We start from the raw sequence: 14,443 nt of genomic DNA on the forward strand, positions 1-14,443 counted from the left end.
ACAATCTTTAAAAGGATAATTTATCATGCGTTATCCTAAAAAGAAGAAACTTGCACTTTTAGATACTGTTATTTGGATTGCTTTAAGATTTATAAGAAACCCCATCTTAAATAGAGTTAGATTTTTTTACATTGCCTTTAAGAGATTATACCGTAATCTAAAATGAGTGCTTTATTGTTCTCAAAAGCTTTGTTTAAAGAGAGTTATATATATTCATTTTACTTATATAGGTTTTGTCGGTTCTTAAAACCCCCAAAACCCCTACAAAACCCCTTTTTATATATATTATAGATTGTATTTACGGATTGTATTTAATATAGGTTGTTTCTTTAAAACATTAACATATTGAAATATAATAACTTTTATTTCTAATTAAAAAAATAAAATAATACCTATAAAAAGCCCCCCCAAAACTCATAACCTAATGATCTTGATAGCATCTCTTATGAGTTACAAGCTATCTTTTTAAAAGCTTTAAAGGGTCATATGCTTTTCATAAGACACGTGTTAATCACTCACTAAAATGATCACTTTTGTCGGTTCAATTTACTGACAGATAACTGACAAATATATATTATTAATTGTATTTAAGGTTGTATTTTCGATATGGGTTGCATTTTAAAATGTTAACCTATTGAAATATAATGTTTTTAGTTTTTACGCATTTAAAAAAATAATAGAGGGTCTAAAAGGAACTGACAAAACTGACACAACTGACAAAAGCCTATTAAAAGGGATTTTGCTAATCTCTATAATGATCAATCTCTCTTTAGATATTTTCATAAGTGTTTTCATAACAGTCTATAAATCGCAATTATCCTATTTATCTTTTCTCTTATGAAAATGAAAAATGATGCGGTGGCTGTAAAGCATATAACGGTTATAAAGAATGCGTAAAAACAGTAGCTTTATTTGAATAAAGCAAAAATGCAAATGAATGCGTTGGTTATAAAGACCATCTCTATAAAAAGCTGTTAAGTTGCAAATGCGTTATAAACAAAATTCACAAAAAATTTTAAATTCATTTAGTGAAAAAACAGATAGGTTATAAGGATAAAAATACGCATTATGAGAGCGTTTCTAAATATTATAAATGTATAGATTCAAAATATAACGCAATCGTTTCAGAAAGCCCATAATATAGCTTTAAATATATATAAATATAAAAGAAGCAATTCATAAGCATAAGATATTATCAATACACAACGTATTTAAAAAAATATCAAAAAAGATAAAATATCATTTGACAATAAATACGTATTTTGTTATATAAATACTCAAGTGATAGAAACACTTAAACATCAAGCGGGTAGATTACGAAACAATCTTTCCCATCTTTTAAAATACTGACTGTCTTTTATGTTATGATTAGCATATAATGATTATGTCGGGTGTGGTTACACCATACAATACTCTTTATGAGAAAAGTGTAACGACGGACTGTTTGCCGTGTTTGTTAGCACCCGGCGCCCTTCTGGGCTGTCAATAACAATATTATTCAAACAGGTTTTAAATATGACAAATATATCAAAAAACGCCTCCGTTCTCTCTAACATTTCAAATGAAAGCGCATCTGTTAATAAACAAGAGCCTGCAAAAAAATACGAATTTATTGATGATGGTGAATATATCGATGGTCATTTCTTAACTCGAATTAGAGCTTTAAGAGATTTTGATGATGTCAAAAAAGGGGACTTAGGTGGCTATATTGAAAGTGAAGAGAATCTCTCTCATGAGGGTAATTGCTGGGTTTATAATAAAGCACGCGTCTTTCAAAATGCACGGGTTTTCGGAAATGCGAAAATCAAAAGCTTTTTTGTTGATGTCTATGGCAATGCTCAAATTTATGGGAATGCTATTTTTGAAGGAAGAACATTAAAGGACAATGCTAAACTTTCAGGCAATGCTCATGTTAGCAATGCCGTTGTAATTGAAGGTAATGCTAAAATTTATGATAACGCCCGCGTCACTGATCATGCTCATATTTGTGATGATGCCGTGGTTTGTGATGCTCTTATCTCAGGGAATTCTTATATTCATAGTAATGCCTCTCTAACTGCTAATGAAGATATTTGTGATGATGCATATCCAGAATTTGGTAGTGAAGATGATTATTATCGTGATGAATATTATGCTGATTGTGAATGGTATTATGACGATGATAATGACAGCGAATATGAAAATGATGCTGCGTAAATAACGCGCGGGCGCGGCAGGGGCGCCCCTCTTTAAAAATCTCATTCTAAAATTTAATCTTCTTTATAAAGGAATTGTGTTATGCAAAAAAAGTTTGCACTCACAAATGAAACGCGTGTATTTGGTAATCATACCCTTTATCGTATCCAAGCATTAAAAGACTTTTCTGATGTTAAAGCTGGTGCCTTGGGGGGCTTTATCGAAAAGGAAGATAACCTCTCTCATGATGGCAATTGCTGGGTCTATGATGATGCTCTTGTGTTTAAAAATGCTCACGTTTATGAAAACGCAAGGGTTTTTGGCAAGGCTGTCGCTTGTGGTCATATCTATGGTCATGCCCGCGTTTATGATAATGCTATCGCTGCTGGCTATATTTATGATAATGCGCATGTTTATGGCAATGCCGTTGTTTCTGATAATTCCCGTGTCTATGGCAATGCTCATGTGTATGGCAAGGCTATTATTTATGATAATGCCTATATTTATGACAATGCTAGGGTTTATGAAAACGCGCGTATAGCAAATGACGTGCATATTTTTGAAAATGCTCATATCCATGGCATTGCTGTTATTCGTGAAAATGTCGGCGGCTCTACTAAGGTTAAAACCTATATTGAACGTCTCTCTCCTTATGGCGAGTTAGAAATTGTCTGGGTTTAATCAATAAAGCAGCGGCGGGCGTTGTGGGGGCGCCTGCTTTCCAAGCCAATTTTCCATTTCAAATTTTATCAAACGTTTATCACATTAGATTGTGAGGGTATCTCTATGTGTAAAAATATGAATTAACTAGTGAAATCAAACAGATTAAAGATAGACTTACTAAGCAAATTACAAACCTTTATCGTATTCGGGCTTTAAGAGATTTTGATGATGTGAAGGCTGGTGATTTAGGCGGCTTTATTGAAGATGAAACTAACCTATCTCATGATGGCAATTGCTGGGTCTATGATGATGCTACTGTTTTTTGCAATGCCGTCGTTTCTGATCATGCTAAAGTACGCCATCTTTCTCAGGTGCGTGGGCATGTCTATGGCAATGCTGAGGTCTATGGAAAGGCTTTAATCACTCGATATGCTAAAGTTTATGACCATGCGTGTGTTTATGGCAATGCTCATGTTTGTGATCACACCATCATTTATAGCAATTCCCATATTTATCAACATGCGCGCGTTTCTCATGGTGTTTTGGTTCATGATCATGCCATGATCTATGGTCATTCAAAGGTTTCTGGCTCTGCTTGTATTTACAACGGTGCAAAAATTTATGGACAGGCTGTTATTAATTGCCATGCACAAATTCATGGCTCTGTTTATGGCAATGCTCATGTGAGTGGGCGTGCAAAAATTTATGGCTCTGTTTATGGCAATGCGAAAATCTCTGGTTTTGTACAGGTCTATGGGCGTGCCTATGGACGAGCAAAAATAGGTTTAAAAAGCCATGTAAGGGTCGTTGATCAAGATTATGAGGTTTATGAAAAGGATAATGTCGTCAAGATTGATAAATAGCATAAATAACAGGGCGTGGGGGGCGCCTGCTGTATCGGTATAAACGCATTATAAAATGCATTGCTATAAATATATCATAAAAGAGAGCATTCATAAAAGAAAGCCGTGTCAAGTGATATGACGCGGCTTTCAAATGTCTATCCTTATGAATCAACCCTAATCAAGGTGATGACACATATATACAAAACGTATTATATTACAAGTGCTCTATTAAAGATATGAAAACTTATCAAAAGGAATGTAAATGATGCGTATGATCTTTAATCACTCTTTTGAATGAGAAAGCCTATAAACGCTTTTTGTTAATCTCAAACGTATCAATCATAACGCCCTCATTTGTGAGGTGGTCTTTTGAAATAAAGCCCATGATCAAAATGCTTCTTTTAAAACGTTTCAATATACTGACTTTAAAGTTGAGTTGAGTAAATTGAAATAACTTACATTCTAAAATCAAAACGCTTTTTAGATTCATCTCAATACAATCAAAAGCAAATGCCTATTAGACTAATGTCTTTTTTAAAAACGTTCTTTTTACATTTGCAAACGTTGGCTTTTAAAAAAAGATCTCATAAAACAAATAAAACCGCTTTTATCAAACGCAAGGCTTTAAAAACTGTTATAAACATTAGTTTCAAACGTTTAAAAGTTCATTTAGAAAGGCTCTCATAAGCGTATTTTCACTTTTCATTAAATGTAACTTTTTACAAATAAGCTGGCTCAATTTTGAGTTGGCAAAATCAACTAGCTCAAATTCGAGCTCGTTATCTTTAGAATAGAGCATTCTTTAAACAATGTCGCTTTTGACTCAAAATTAAGTAAATCCTATGCCTTGTGATGTTATAACGATTTTGAATTTTACCTGCTTATCTTTGTCTAAAGAGATGCCCTCAAATTTGAGGAGACCTCATTTGGTTTCGTATTTTTAAACTATAACTTTTAAAATGTTTTTTAGTATCATGTTTAAGGTAAAATAGTCTTTTACTGCTATGGCATTATGCGCCTCCATTTTTTTATGGAAGCGAACAGTTCCGTTCTTCAAAACTAGCTATGCACTATATTCATTAAAAGGCTTTTCATTTCATAAGATATAACGTTTTGAATTTCATACTGTTGTGATGATAGGGTCTGTATAATGCCTGCCTATCGTTTTCTAAACTTTTAGACAGCATTTTAAAAGCGATCTTATCCTTAATCCTTTTATGCAATCTTTATAAATTAAACCTATAAGCTTATGACAGTTTCAAACGATTATTCCTTTGAAGGTTTAGCTCAAAAAAGAGCAAAACTCATACCATTCTTTAAACGTATGCAATTTATGTTATCGATAATTCCAAACGACTAAATTTTTAAACAATGTGATTTGTGCTGTGATAAAAACGTATCATAAAATTTATAAACTGTTATGAATGATATCTGCTTTTCATTTCATTGAATGCACCCATGCGTTATAATATTAGCATCATGATTTGCTTTTTATGGTCTATTCATACATGGCAGTCTTATATAAAAAATGGTCAAATGAATCATGCATAAAAAGATGGATTCTTAAGTGGATTCATATAAAATAATTTCACTCAACATATTGACTTTGTTGTATTTTTATGCATAATGTGAATTTTAATCCGTGGACGCCCACGTTTTGCATGTTTTTTTCTTTTAGTCATATTTTTTCAATCAGAATGGGACGCTATCATTAAGAGATGCGCTATAATCTTGAGTACCTGAGGCAATAGCATAACTTTGAGAAGTAATGGGTGAGGGGGTAGATTGCTCTTTCTTGGCATCAAGCAAATGCAACTCGCCTTTATATTGTGACAAGACAATCTCTGTTGTGTAACGATCATGATCGTTTTTATCTTGCCATTTACGGGTTTGTAATTTGCCTTCTACATAAACCTTTGAACCTTTACTGAGATACTGAAGAGCAATTTTTGCCAAATATGGATTAAAAACTACCACGGAATGCCATTCAGTTTTCTCTACTTTTTGGTGCGTGTTTTTATCCGTATAGCTTTCAGAAGTAGCCAACCTAAAATTGACTATTTCAGCTCCAGAATTCATTGTTTTGCTTTCGGGATCTGCCCCTAAATAGCCAATTAAGATCACTTTATTCAACATGTTTGTAAGTTCCATTTGGTTTGCATTTTATACACATAAAACCTTAGCATAATTTGTTTATTTTTTCAATTATTTCAAAAGGATATTATTAATTATTAACATATAACATTATGTTTTACGGCATACCTATACGATAAGGAGATCAAGGTAATTTATTTTGCTGTTTCTTTTCTATTTTCTTCATGAATTCCTTGAACTCTGTTAGATCTTTTTGTGAAAGGCACTTAAAATTTCTAACAAACGGGTTAGGCATTTCATGGTTAAGTAGATCAGAAGAGTTTATTGTAAAATTCTTGCGATAAATATCAGCTTCTTTTTTTAAGAGAGAAGCCATATCTTGATCTAAATCGTATAATTCTATGACCTTTTCTTCCATACCAACGGGCACAGATTTTTTGCCAATCTCGACAGAAGATAAAAACGCTACAGATATACCTAATTTCTCAGCCATATCTAATAGACGCTCTGCATGATCTATACGAATTTTACGTAAGGTTTTGCCAAATGGTGTAAGCATTTGATTAAAGCTCCTATTCACGCAATCAAGCTGCTTTGGAACTGCTACTGTCATGACACTCTTCACTAGGCTTGCCTATTCTCATGAATGAGATGGGTTTACCTCCCAATGCCTTGTTGCGCGTATTTTCAACAGCTATAAAAACTTTCTCAGCAGTGCCATAAAGCCTGCTTTCTAAATCGCGACAATACTGCACAAGATCAGCACAAGAGGGGACAAAGGTTGTTGACATGCCTTTGGCTTCTCCCCGTATAAGATTTTTAACAGCTTGCAACAAAGACCAGAGTGAAATGCCGTTAAGAGCAGCGATATAAGCCTTTGCACGTGCCTCTGGATTTGAAACTTTTTTCATTGTCAAACCGCTTTCAAGCATATCAAGAGCCTCAGCAATATCTTCAACAGACGCTTTCAAGGTAAGCAAGTTTTGGACTGTCTGATACACTCCGAAAGCTTGTTCCTCCAGTGCTGGTGTCAATTTCATGCCACTGATCAAGGTCCATGGACAATCCCTTGTTACACATCGTATCATCTGATCTGTAATGTTTTGAAGCGGATTCACTAAATCCTGCTTTACGGATAAGATTACGGATTGTTTCTCCGGTACCACCACAAGTTCTTTGATCTTTTGAAAAGTTTCCATTGTTTCCACCATTGTTGTTCGTGTTTTTTGTTTTTTCTAAATCCTCGATAGCCTTGCGTACCCAGTTACGCCACGTTGCTTGCCAATCGATTTTGGTTGCATTTGCTCCAGCTTTTGAATGCCAGTAATCTCGAAACTTTGCGATTTCGACTTTGATACGCTCTGGAGGCAAGCCCTCTGCAAGTGCAAAATCGTAATCGGGTTCGAAATCATCCGGTAATCGACAACCCCGATTAGCTTTTGACCGCTTGGCTTTTTCCGGAACGTTTTCTTGCTCGTGAATGGGAGATTGGTTTTCTACACCCGTTTCGATTTGCTCTGATTGGCTCTCAACAGCATCAACCTCGATTGGCTCGTGAACCAAATCGGTTGTTTCTAAATTTTCAGAACCAATTTCTTTTTTCGCTAAAACGATAGTTTTAGTTTTTTTATTATATATGTTATTGTTATTGTACCCTCTTGAAGAATCTTCTTGATTTTTATGTTTCCTCGTATTGGCTGCTTTCTGCGCTCTTTCTGCAAACTTATTTAAAGTTTCATCCGAATTTTTTAATTCTTCTTCAACATCTGAACTCCACAAACGACCATCTTCTAAACAGATAATGTGTCCAGATCTAAATAAATAATCTAATGCCTTTTGAAACCTTTTTACTGAACAGCAAGTAAAATGAGATAATATTTGCGCATCATTGAAAAGAGGTTCTCTGATACGCAACATTTGCAATCGCAACCGCATATAAACATTGCCTTCAATCGCAGGCAAATGTGCAAGATCAAGTAACCACTTGTCTGCAAAAAGCCTTGTCTATGGTATTTTACTGGACATGCATACCCCCTTCTTTCGTTAAATATAAAATTGCCAAAGCATCTGCTTCATTATCATCACAAGGCGCGTGACCTTTTGCACGCATTGTCTTAATCATTTCTTCTTTTGACGCATTCCCTTTTCCTGTCGTCGCTTTCTTAATCGTACCAACGGGAATGCCTTCATACGGTATCTGATGATGTTCACACCAAGCTGTTAGAGTTGCTAGAAAGCCCCCATAAACATGAGAAGCGTCTGTACCCACATGCCGACGTACCTCTTCAAAATACACCGCATCAATTTCATCAACAGACCTCTTTAGTTCAGAAAGCCATTTCTTAAAGCGCAGATAACGCATACCTCCGCCTTCAAAACGGCGTGATTGAAAATGTTCTGTATCACTTGTGATAAAACCATCTGCATCACAAAGCGCCCAGCCAGTCTTAGTCCCTAGATCAAGACAGAGAATGGTTTGTGCATGAGTGATCATAATCCCCCCTTAGGCTCTACGTATTTATATGCGTGCTGTGACAGAGCGCGTAATCATAAGTTTAAAAAATGGTCTAACTCAACTCAGACACACACTGCACGCATCACTTATTAATTTGATTTCTTCTTTTCTTTTTTCGATGAGGTCATCCCTTAAAAGATCAAGATTACTTTTGACTAAAGCTGTAAACAAAAGCAGCTCATTTAAGCGATAAAAAGATGACAACTCTTGAGAAAAATGATTATCAAACCAAGCTGTAAAAATTTGCGTAAAGACAGATGAAAACCATTGTTTAAAATCATCGTACGGCGATAACGGAAAATATTTTTTATCATCACGCGCAAAGATACTATGCAGTATATAGACAAGACAACCATTTGATAAGGGATCTATGCGTGTTTCAAAACATGTATCTTGAGGCGAACGGACACCATAATATATGTCTTCCCGCCCAATCTTATTAACAAGATCGATCAACTGAACTTTGCTTATAGAGATCTGTGGTTCATTTATCATCTATGATCTTTCTTCTTTAAGAGTGTGAATATCGTCTGTTTTGAAAAAATGTTTTTGAAAAAAAACTCGCAATGATTCATTGTTAATTAACAATCCTCATTTTTGGTTCAGATGACGCAAGAATTAAAAAACTTCTCCTGCAAAAACAAAATCGATCAATCTTGGTTCTTCTTTTTTGTTGATTAACTCAATGAGTTTATTATTTAATTTATCAATTAGCTCCATTTGTGAAGCCAGCTTTAATCTTTGTTCATACAGTGTCTTATTTTTTTGCTTAATTAAAGTGGATAGGTTTTCAAGTACTACTTGCTGTTGTTCAATTGACTTATCTCGCTCTGCAAGAGTGGCTTCATGCCATCTCATCCAACTATCAAATTTTGACTTATGCCATTCTTCTCGTTTTTTAAGAATTGTTGTGTGAGTTTCGTGTCGTTTCACAAGATCTTCTATGCTACAATCACGATCCGGTATCCGTCTAAATTCTTTCACCAATCTATCTCCATTCTTCATTTTCGTATTACAACCTATTAATCTACAAAACTGGGTGTAGATCTTCTTCAATATTCCGTTTCTCATGATCTTTCTTCTTTAAGAGTGTGAATTATGCTGTGGGTGTTTGTTATCAGCTGTAGTAAGTGGCACGCCCACCTCTTCAAGAGAGGGGCGTGGGTATAAATCGACATACCAGTCAACGGGACGAACAACACCATTGGTTGTCTTTTCAATCTTTAAGACAATTTCAGGCTCAGGAAACCGCAAGCCGCGTAAATACCTGTTAATCGTACTCTGTGCTACGCCAACTTGCTTCCCAAATTCGGCTTGAGATAGTTTATTTCGTGTGAGATATGATTTCAATTTTTCCATAATTCAAATAAATACCATAAAAGACTGTTTTAGTCAATAAAAAATACCTTTATGGACTTTGTTAAATAAGCAGTCTTGGTGTAAGGTCTAGAGCATGCATATAATTAAAAAATTGAGGAAAGATTTGGGACTCACACAGGTGAAATTGGCTGAAAAAGCTGGTACCACGCAACCTCAAATAAAACGGCTTGAAAAAGGTGAGCGAAAATTAACCAAAGAGTGGGCGGAAAAGTTAGCACCACATCTTGGTGTAAAGCCGTTTAATCTTCTTTTCCCAGAAAACGAGGAAATACATCCCATATCTAATGCTATTGGAATGATACCGGTGATAGGAAAAGTTGCTGCTAGCTCGTGGATGTCGGTCGAAGATATGGATTTTGGATTTGATGACATAGAATATGTACCCAGCACCTCGAAATACCCAGCTCACTTTCAATTTGCTTTAAAAATCGAGGGCAACTGCCTTAACAAAATTGCTCGTGATGGTGATCAACTTATTTGCGTAGACATAATAAAAGCCGGTATTAATGTGGAACCTAACGATCTCGTGATAGTTGAACGCAGCCGATTCAATGGTCAAATGATTGAGCGTACAGCTAAACGTATACGTCAAACTATTAGTGGATTTGAACTATGGCCTGAAAGTACTGAACCCAATCATCAAGAACCTATCAAAATAAATGGGGCAACTGATGGAGAGGAGATTCGTGTAGTTGGGAAAGTTCTTTGGATTTTAAGAAAACCCTGAAAGCACAAGGAGAAGCGGGAATGGGGACAGTAGACGAGAGCTTAAAAATAATAGCTGATAAAGTCAAAAATCATTCAGATACTATGTTAACTGAAGAAGCGGTCAAAACAGCGGTCGTTTTACCGTTTCTGCGCGCACTTGGGTATGATATTTTCGATCCACTTGAAGTCATTCCCGAGTTTACTGCTGATGCCGTTGGTAAAAAAGGTGAAAAAGTTGACTATGCTATCCGTATAGACGGTGAGATACGTATTCTTTTTGAGTGCAAACCGATATCTTGCGAATTGAGTTCAAAGCATTTAAGTCAATTATATCGATACTTTAGTGTAACGAATGCTAAATTCGCGATTTTGACAAATGGTCGATTTTTTCATTTTTACACAGATCTTGATGCTGCAAACAAGCTCGATAATAGGCCATTCCTTACTTTTGATGTAATAGAATACAATACTGTGGTACTTACAGAGCTTAAAAAGTTTGAACGCTCAGCATTTAATATTGAAAATATATTGGTGACAGCCGAGCAGCTCAAATATGTATCTGGAATAAAACAAAACATCCAAAAAGAAATAGAAAATCCGTCCGAAGGTTTTGTTCGTGTTGCTTGTGCGGATGTTTATGAAGGGCGCCTGACTGCTAATGTCTTAGAAATGCTCACAGGTGTTACTAAAAATGCGTTTCGCGAAGTAATATCTGATGCGGTAAAAAGTCGGCTTTCTAGCGCTTTACAAACAACAACTGAAACCGACAAGCAAGATAATATTGCTACATCTATTGGTAATGAACATGCCAGAATAACGACCGAAGAGGAAGTTGAAGGCTTCATGATTGTCAAGGCAATTGCGCGTGAAGTTATTTCTGCCGACCGTATTGTTATCAGAGATGCAAAGTCGTACTGCGCCATTTTAATTGACAATAATAACAGAAAGCCGTTGGTTCGACTGCACTTTAACAGAAAACGTAAGCAACTAGCCCTTTTCGATACTGATATTGATGAAAAAGTCGGTATTGAAACGCTAGATAATATTTATGATTTTGCAGACAGAATAAGAGAAACAGCAAAAAAATATTTATAAGATATTCTAACAACCTATGTATGCCCCGCTGAAGCGGGGTTTTTTGTTCGTCCGCAGTTTTGATAAAAAAACTACGGCGTTATCTACCCATCGATTGGCTCTGTCTGCACACTGCTCCAATTTTTCCTGCATATAAATTTCAAATACAGCTAACTGATTTATTTTTTTACGGGATACTAGGAAGTATCATGCCTCTACACTGAACGCTACAATACCCAAACCGATTCGTAATAAATATTAAAGTTCATTTATAAAAAAACCATTTTAGCATAAAATGACTTGACCATAATAATCCTTTACGGCATACTCCTCTATAACAACATATCACGAAGAAGCAAAAGCCGATCTGGTGTAGATTAAATTACATTAACACGAACAATCGCCAAGAGGCGTTAGGGAGGAAAAATTATGGATAAGCCAATTCTTATAAATTCTGATGAAATCTTATTAGTTGCCTACGATAAAGAGCAATACATTGCAGAGTCTGGACCACTTGATGCAAGCCAAGCTTTAAGCATTGTTGATGAGGTAGATGATGCAATCCAAATCTTTCGCATCAATCCTTCTGAGAAGAGTTGTGAAGATATCTCTGAAGATATTGCAGAAGCATATGTAGAAGCAAATATTGAAGATCTCTATGAGGATAGTGAGGTTCATTACTTTGTACGCGAAAGTGATGTTTACAATAGACTTTTAGACGAGATCGCAGAAGAAAAATATAATGATGAGGTCTACGGTACTTACGAACAACAACACCGTTTGCGTCCTTGTGATGTGCTTTAAAAATTCTAAAGGGCGTTTTTAAGAGCGCCCCCTTTTTCCCATCAATCCCAGCCAATATGAGGTCCGTAATGGAAAAGCTAATTGCTATCCAGCAAAATACAAATAAACACGAAACAATTCCCACCATGTCTAGCATTGAAATTGCAGAGTTATGCGGTAAAAGACATGGCCATGTAATGCGAGATATTCGTAAACTATTTAGCGAACTTAAAATCGACCTGAGTAATTTTGCTGGATTATACAAAGATTCAACAGGTCGTACTCTTCCTTGTTACCATCTTCCTAAACGTGAATCTCTTATTGTCATTTTAGGTTACAACACCGTGTTACGCGCAAAAATCATAGATTATTGGAAAAAATTAGAAGAGCAAGAAGCTAATCCTCAAATCGATTTTTCGAGCCCTGAAATACGAGCAGCTATCATGATGCATCTTAAAAATAAAATTAAACAGACGGCATAGGAGTTCATCATGAACACTCTCATAGAGATTAAAGAACAAATCATTGATCAGGAAATAGTTCAGACAGTAAATGCACGTGATCTGCATGCATTCTTAGAGGCAAAACGTGACTTTTCAAATTGGATTAAGGACCGTATTACCAGATACAATTTTATAGAAGGACAAGACTTTGTAAAAACACAAGATTTGCGGTCGCCAAATTTGGCGAGCGCAAAATCTAGGGCTGTTATCGCGATTAACTACTATCTCACACTCGATAGAGCCAAAGAACTTTCTATGCTTGAGAACAATCAGAAAGGGAGAGAAGCCCGTTTATACTTTATCGAATGTGAAAAGCGTGTAAAGCAAGCAGTAACACCACAAATCGACTATTCAAGTCCAAAGGCTATGATTGGCTTTTTGAATTACCTACAAGGTCAAATAGATCAAAAAGACACTATCATTGAAGATTTAACACCAAAAGCCATGGCTCTTGAAAGCTTACAGCGCCATGATGGGCTCTTTGGTCTTACAGAAGCTGCTAAAATACTCGAGATGCAACCAAAACAATTCATTCAATTTTTACAGCAAAAAGGGTGGATTTACAGACGTGCAGCGGGTGGAAATTTGCTACCGTATCAAGACAAAATCCAAAAGCAACTTATGGATTGTCCAACCATCACGCTTCAAACTTCGAGTGGAATAGAAAAAGTCATTCCTTGCGCAAAAATCACAGCAAAAGGCATTGGTGTGTTGTCTCAAGAACTTAAACGACAAAGCATACATTAAGAGGAGGCTATCATGATAAAAAAGAAATATAAACTCACTGATGAAACAATCAAAGTTGATGGAACAACGCTTTATCGCATACGCGCCTTAAAAGATTTTGATGATGTCAAAGAAGGCGACCTTGGTGGCTTTGTCGAGAGTGAATGGAATCTTAGCCATGATGATAATTGCTGGGTTGGAGGCAATGCTTGTATTTATCAAAATGCATATATCTCTGAAAATGCCAAGGTTTATGATGATGCCGAAGTTTATAATAACGCAAAAGTTCGTGGTAATGCCATAGTAGCCGGCGATACAGCATTTTATGGAAGTGACGCTATTTTAAGGTAGGGGGATAAATCATGGAAAAGAAATACGAACTTACAGATGAGAAAGCTGAGTTTAAAGGGGTAACTCTTCACCGTATCCGAGCTTTAAGAGACTTTGGAGTTATTAAAAAAGGTAATTTAGGCGGCTTTATAGAACATGAAAACAACCTATCGCATCATGGTAATTGCTGGGTGGGTGGTGAGGCAAAAATTTATGACAATGCCAAGGTTTTTGGTAATGCTAAGGTTTATGGCAATGCCCGTGTTAGTGGTTTTTCTCATGTTTTTGACAAAGCGCGTGTTTATGGTGAAGCTTATATTGATGGCATTTCTGATATTTACGAAAACGCATGCGTTTTTGGTAGTGCATCTGTTACCGGAGAAGCCAATATTTTTGGTAATGCGCAGATCTTTGGACATGCTCGTGTTTTTGCCAGTGCACAAATCTACGGAAATGCAAGCGTTTATGATACGGCATTTATCAGTGGAAAAGCTAAAATTTATGGAAACGCTAAAATTTATGACTGCCCACTTATTTCTATCAGAGCAAAAGTTGGGGGAGATGCCGTCATATGTGGTGATGCATTTATTCAAGGAAACACAGAAATCATCAATGATGAAATTGTTTCAACCGGTGAGAGGCAATAA

General features: G+C 35.9%; 18 protein-coding genes. 10 read left to right on the forward strand and 8 right to left on the reverse strand.

The annotated features are described in order from the left end of the window. Positions 1-1,515: 1,515 nt before the first annotated feature. The 3 genes from BTR_RS02600 (at position 1,516) to BTR_RS02610 (ending at position 3,701) form a co-directional block, all read left to right on the forward strand. Positions 1,516-2,196 carry a hypothetical protein gene (locus BTR_RS02600; RefSeq protein WP_012231005.1) on the forward strand — a complete coding sequence of 227 codons (681 nt, stop codon included), beginning with the start codon at positions 1,516-1,518 and terminating at the stop codon, positions 2,194-2,196. Positions 2,197-2,277: 81 nt separating this feature from the next. Next, on the forward strand, positions 2,278-2,856 hold the full coding sequence (locus tag BTR_RS02605; RefSeq protein WP_012231004.1) for a hypothetical protein: 579 nt from the start codon (positions 2,278-2,280) through the stop codon (positions 2,854-2,856). Positions 2,857-2,990: 134 nt separating this feature from the next. Further along, the gene (locus BTR_RS02610) at positions 2,991-3,701 is read left to right on the forward strand and encodes an LbetaH domain-containing protein (protein WP_038473327.1); all 711 of its coding nucleotides are present in this window, start codon (positions 2,991-2,993) and stop codon (positions 3,699-3,701) included. A 1,674-nt stretch (positions 3,702-5,375) separates the two neighbouring features. Here BTR_RS02610 and ssb read toward each other — a convergent pair. From ssb to BTR_RS02650, 8 genes are all read right to left on the reverse strand, one after another. After that, positions 5,376-5,819 carry a single-stranded DNA-binding protein gene (gene ssb / locus BTR_RS02615; protein ID WP_038473329.1) on the reverse strand — a complete coding sequence of 148 codons (444 nt, stop codon included), beginning with the start codon at positions 5,817-5,819 and terminating at the stop codon, positions 5,376-5,378. A 142-nt stretch (positions 5,820-5,961) separates the two neighbouring features. Further along, positions 5,962-6,336: a helix-turn-helix domain-containing protein gene (locus tag BTR_RS02620; RefSeq protein WP_012231084.1), complete on the reverse strand. Its 375-nt coding sequence runs from the start codon at positions 6,334-6,336 to the stop codon at positions 5,962-5,964. A 25-nt stretch (positions 6,337-6,361) separates the two neighbouring features. After that, positions 6,362-6,757: a hypothetical protein gene (locus BTR_RS02625; RefSeq protein ID WP_012231085.1), complete on the reverse strand. Its 396-nt coding sequence runs from the start codon at positions 6,755-6,757 to the stop codon at positions 6,362-6,364. Further along, positions 6,732-7,712, reverse strand: a complete 981-nt coding sequence (locus tag BTR_RS02630; RefSeq protein ID WP_012231086.1) for a hypothetical protein — start codon at positions 7,710-7,712, stop codon at positions 6,732-6,734. The genes BTR_RS02625 and BTR_RS02630 overlap by 26 nt, the downstream gene beginning before the upstream one ends. Before the next feature lie 79 nt (positions 7,713-7,791). Continuing rightward, positions 7,792-8,271 (reverse strand): crossover junction endodeoxyribonuclease RuvC, encoded by a 480-nt coding sequence (locus tag BTR_RS02635; RefSeq protein ID WP_012231087.1) that lies wholly within the window; start codon positions 8,269-8,271, stop codon positions 7,792-7,794. 78 nt (positions 8,272-8,349) lie between these two features. Next, positions 8,350-8,787 (reverse strand): hypothetical protein, encoded by a 438-nt coding sequence (locus BTR_RS02640; RefSeq protein WP_038473333.1) that lies wholly within the window; start codon positions 8,785-8,787, stop codon positions 8,350-8,352. A gap of 123 nt (positions 8,788-8,910) precedes the next feature. Beyond that, on the reverse strand, positions 8,911-9,363 hold the full coding sequence (locus BTR_RS02645) for a hypothetical protein (RefSeq protein ID WP_012231088.1): 453 nt from the start codon (positions 9,361-9,363) through the stop codon (positions 8,911-8,913). A gap of 12 nt (positions 9,364-9,375) precedes the next feature. Then, a complete protein-coding gene (locus BTR_RS02650; protein ID WP_038473334.1) occupies positions 9,376-9,651 on the reverse strand; it encodes a helix-turn-helix domain-containing protein in 276 nt (91 codons plus the stop codon). A 94-nt stretch (positions 9,652-9,745) separates the two neighbouring features. Here BTR_RS02650 and BTR_RS02655 point away from each other — a divergent pair, with 94 nt between their 5' ends. The 7 genes from BTR_RS02655 to BTR_RS02685 all read left to right on the forward strand — a co-directional run bounded on the left by BTR_RS02655 (position 9,746) and on the right by BTR_RS02685 (position 14,443). Next, on the forward strand, positions 9,746-10,399 hold the full coding sequence (locus tag BTR_RS02655) for a LexA family protein (RefSeq protein ID WP_004856665.1): 654 nt from the start codon (positions 9,746-9,748) through the stop codon (positions 10,397-10,399). After that, positions 10,378-11,475, forward strand: coding sequence for a type I restriction endonuclease (locus BTR_RS02660; protein WP_425276994.1), 1,098 nt, complete (start codon positions 10,378-10,380; stop codon positions 11,473-11,475). Before BTR_RS02655 ends, BTR_RS02660 begins: the two co-directional genes overlap by 22 nt. Positions 11,476-11,883: 408 nt before the next feature. Further along, positions 11,884-12,258 carry a hypothetical protein gene (locus BTR_RS02665; RefSeq protein WP_012231090.1) on the forward strand — a complete coding sequence of 125 codons (375 nt, stop codon included), beginning with the start codon at positions 11,884-11,886 and terminating at the stop codon, positions 12,256-12,258. Between the two features lie 68 nt (positions 12,259-12,326). Continuing rightward, positions 12,327-12,719 (forward strand): Rha family transcriptional regulator, encoded by a 393-nt coding sequence (locus BTR_RS02670; protein ID WP_012231091.1) that lies wholly within the window; start codon positions 12,327-12,329, stop codon positions 12,717-12,719. Between the two features lie 9 nt (positions 12,720-12,728). Beyond that, complete coding sequence (locus BTR_RS02675) at positions 12,729-13,487, forward strand: phage antirepressor Ant (protein ID WP_012231093.1); 759 nt, start codon at positions 12,729-12,731, stop codon at positions 13,485-13,487. A gap of 12 nt (positions 13,488-13,499) precedes the next feature. Beyond that, complete coding sequence (locus BTR_RS02680; protein ID WP_012230964.1) at positions 13,500-13,817, forward strand: hypothetical protein; 318 nt, start codon at positions 13,500-13,502, stop codon at positions 13,815-13,817. A gap of 11 nt (positions 13,818-13,828) precedes the next feature. Next, entirely contained in the window at positions 13,829-14,443 is a 615-nt protein-coding gene (locus tag BTR_RS02685; protein ID WP_012230962.1) for a hypothetical protein, read from the forward strand.

Source organism: Bartonella tribocorum CIP 105476 (genome assembly GCF_000196435.1).
GTDB classification, from domain to species: Bacteria; Pseudomonadota; Alphaproteobacteria; order Rhizobiales; family Rhizobiaceae; genus Bartonella; species Bartonella tribocorum.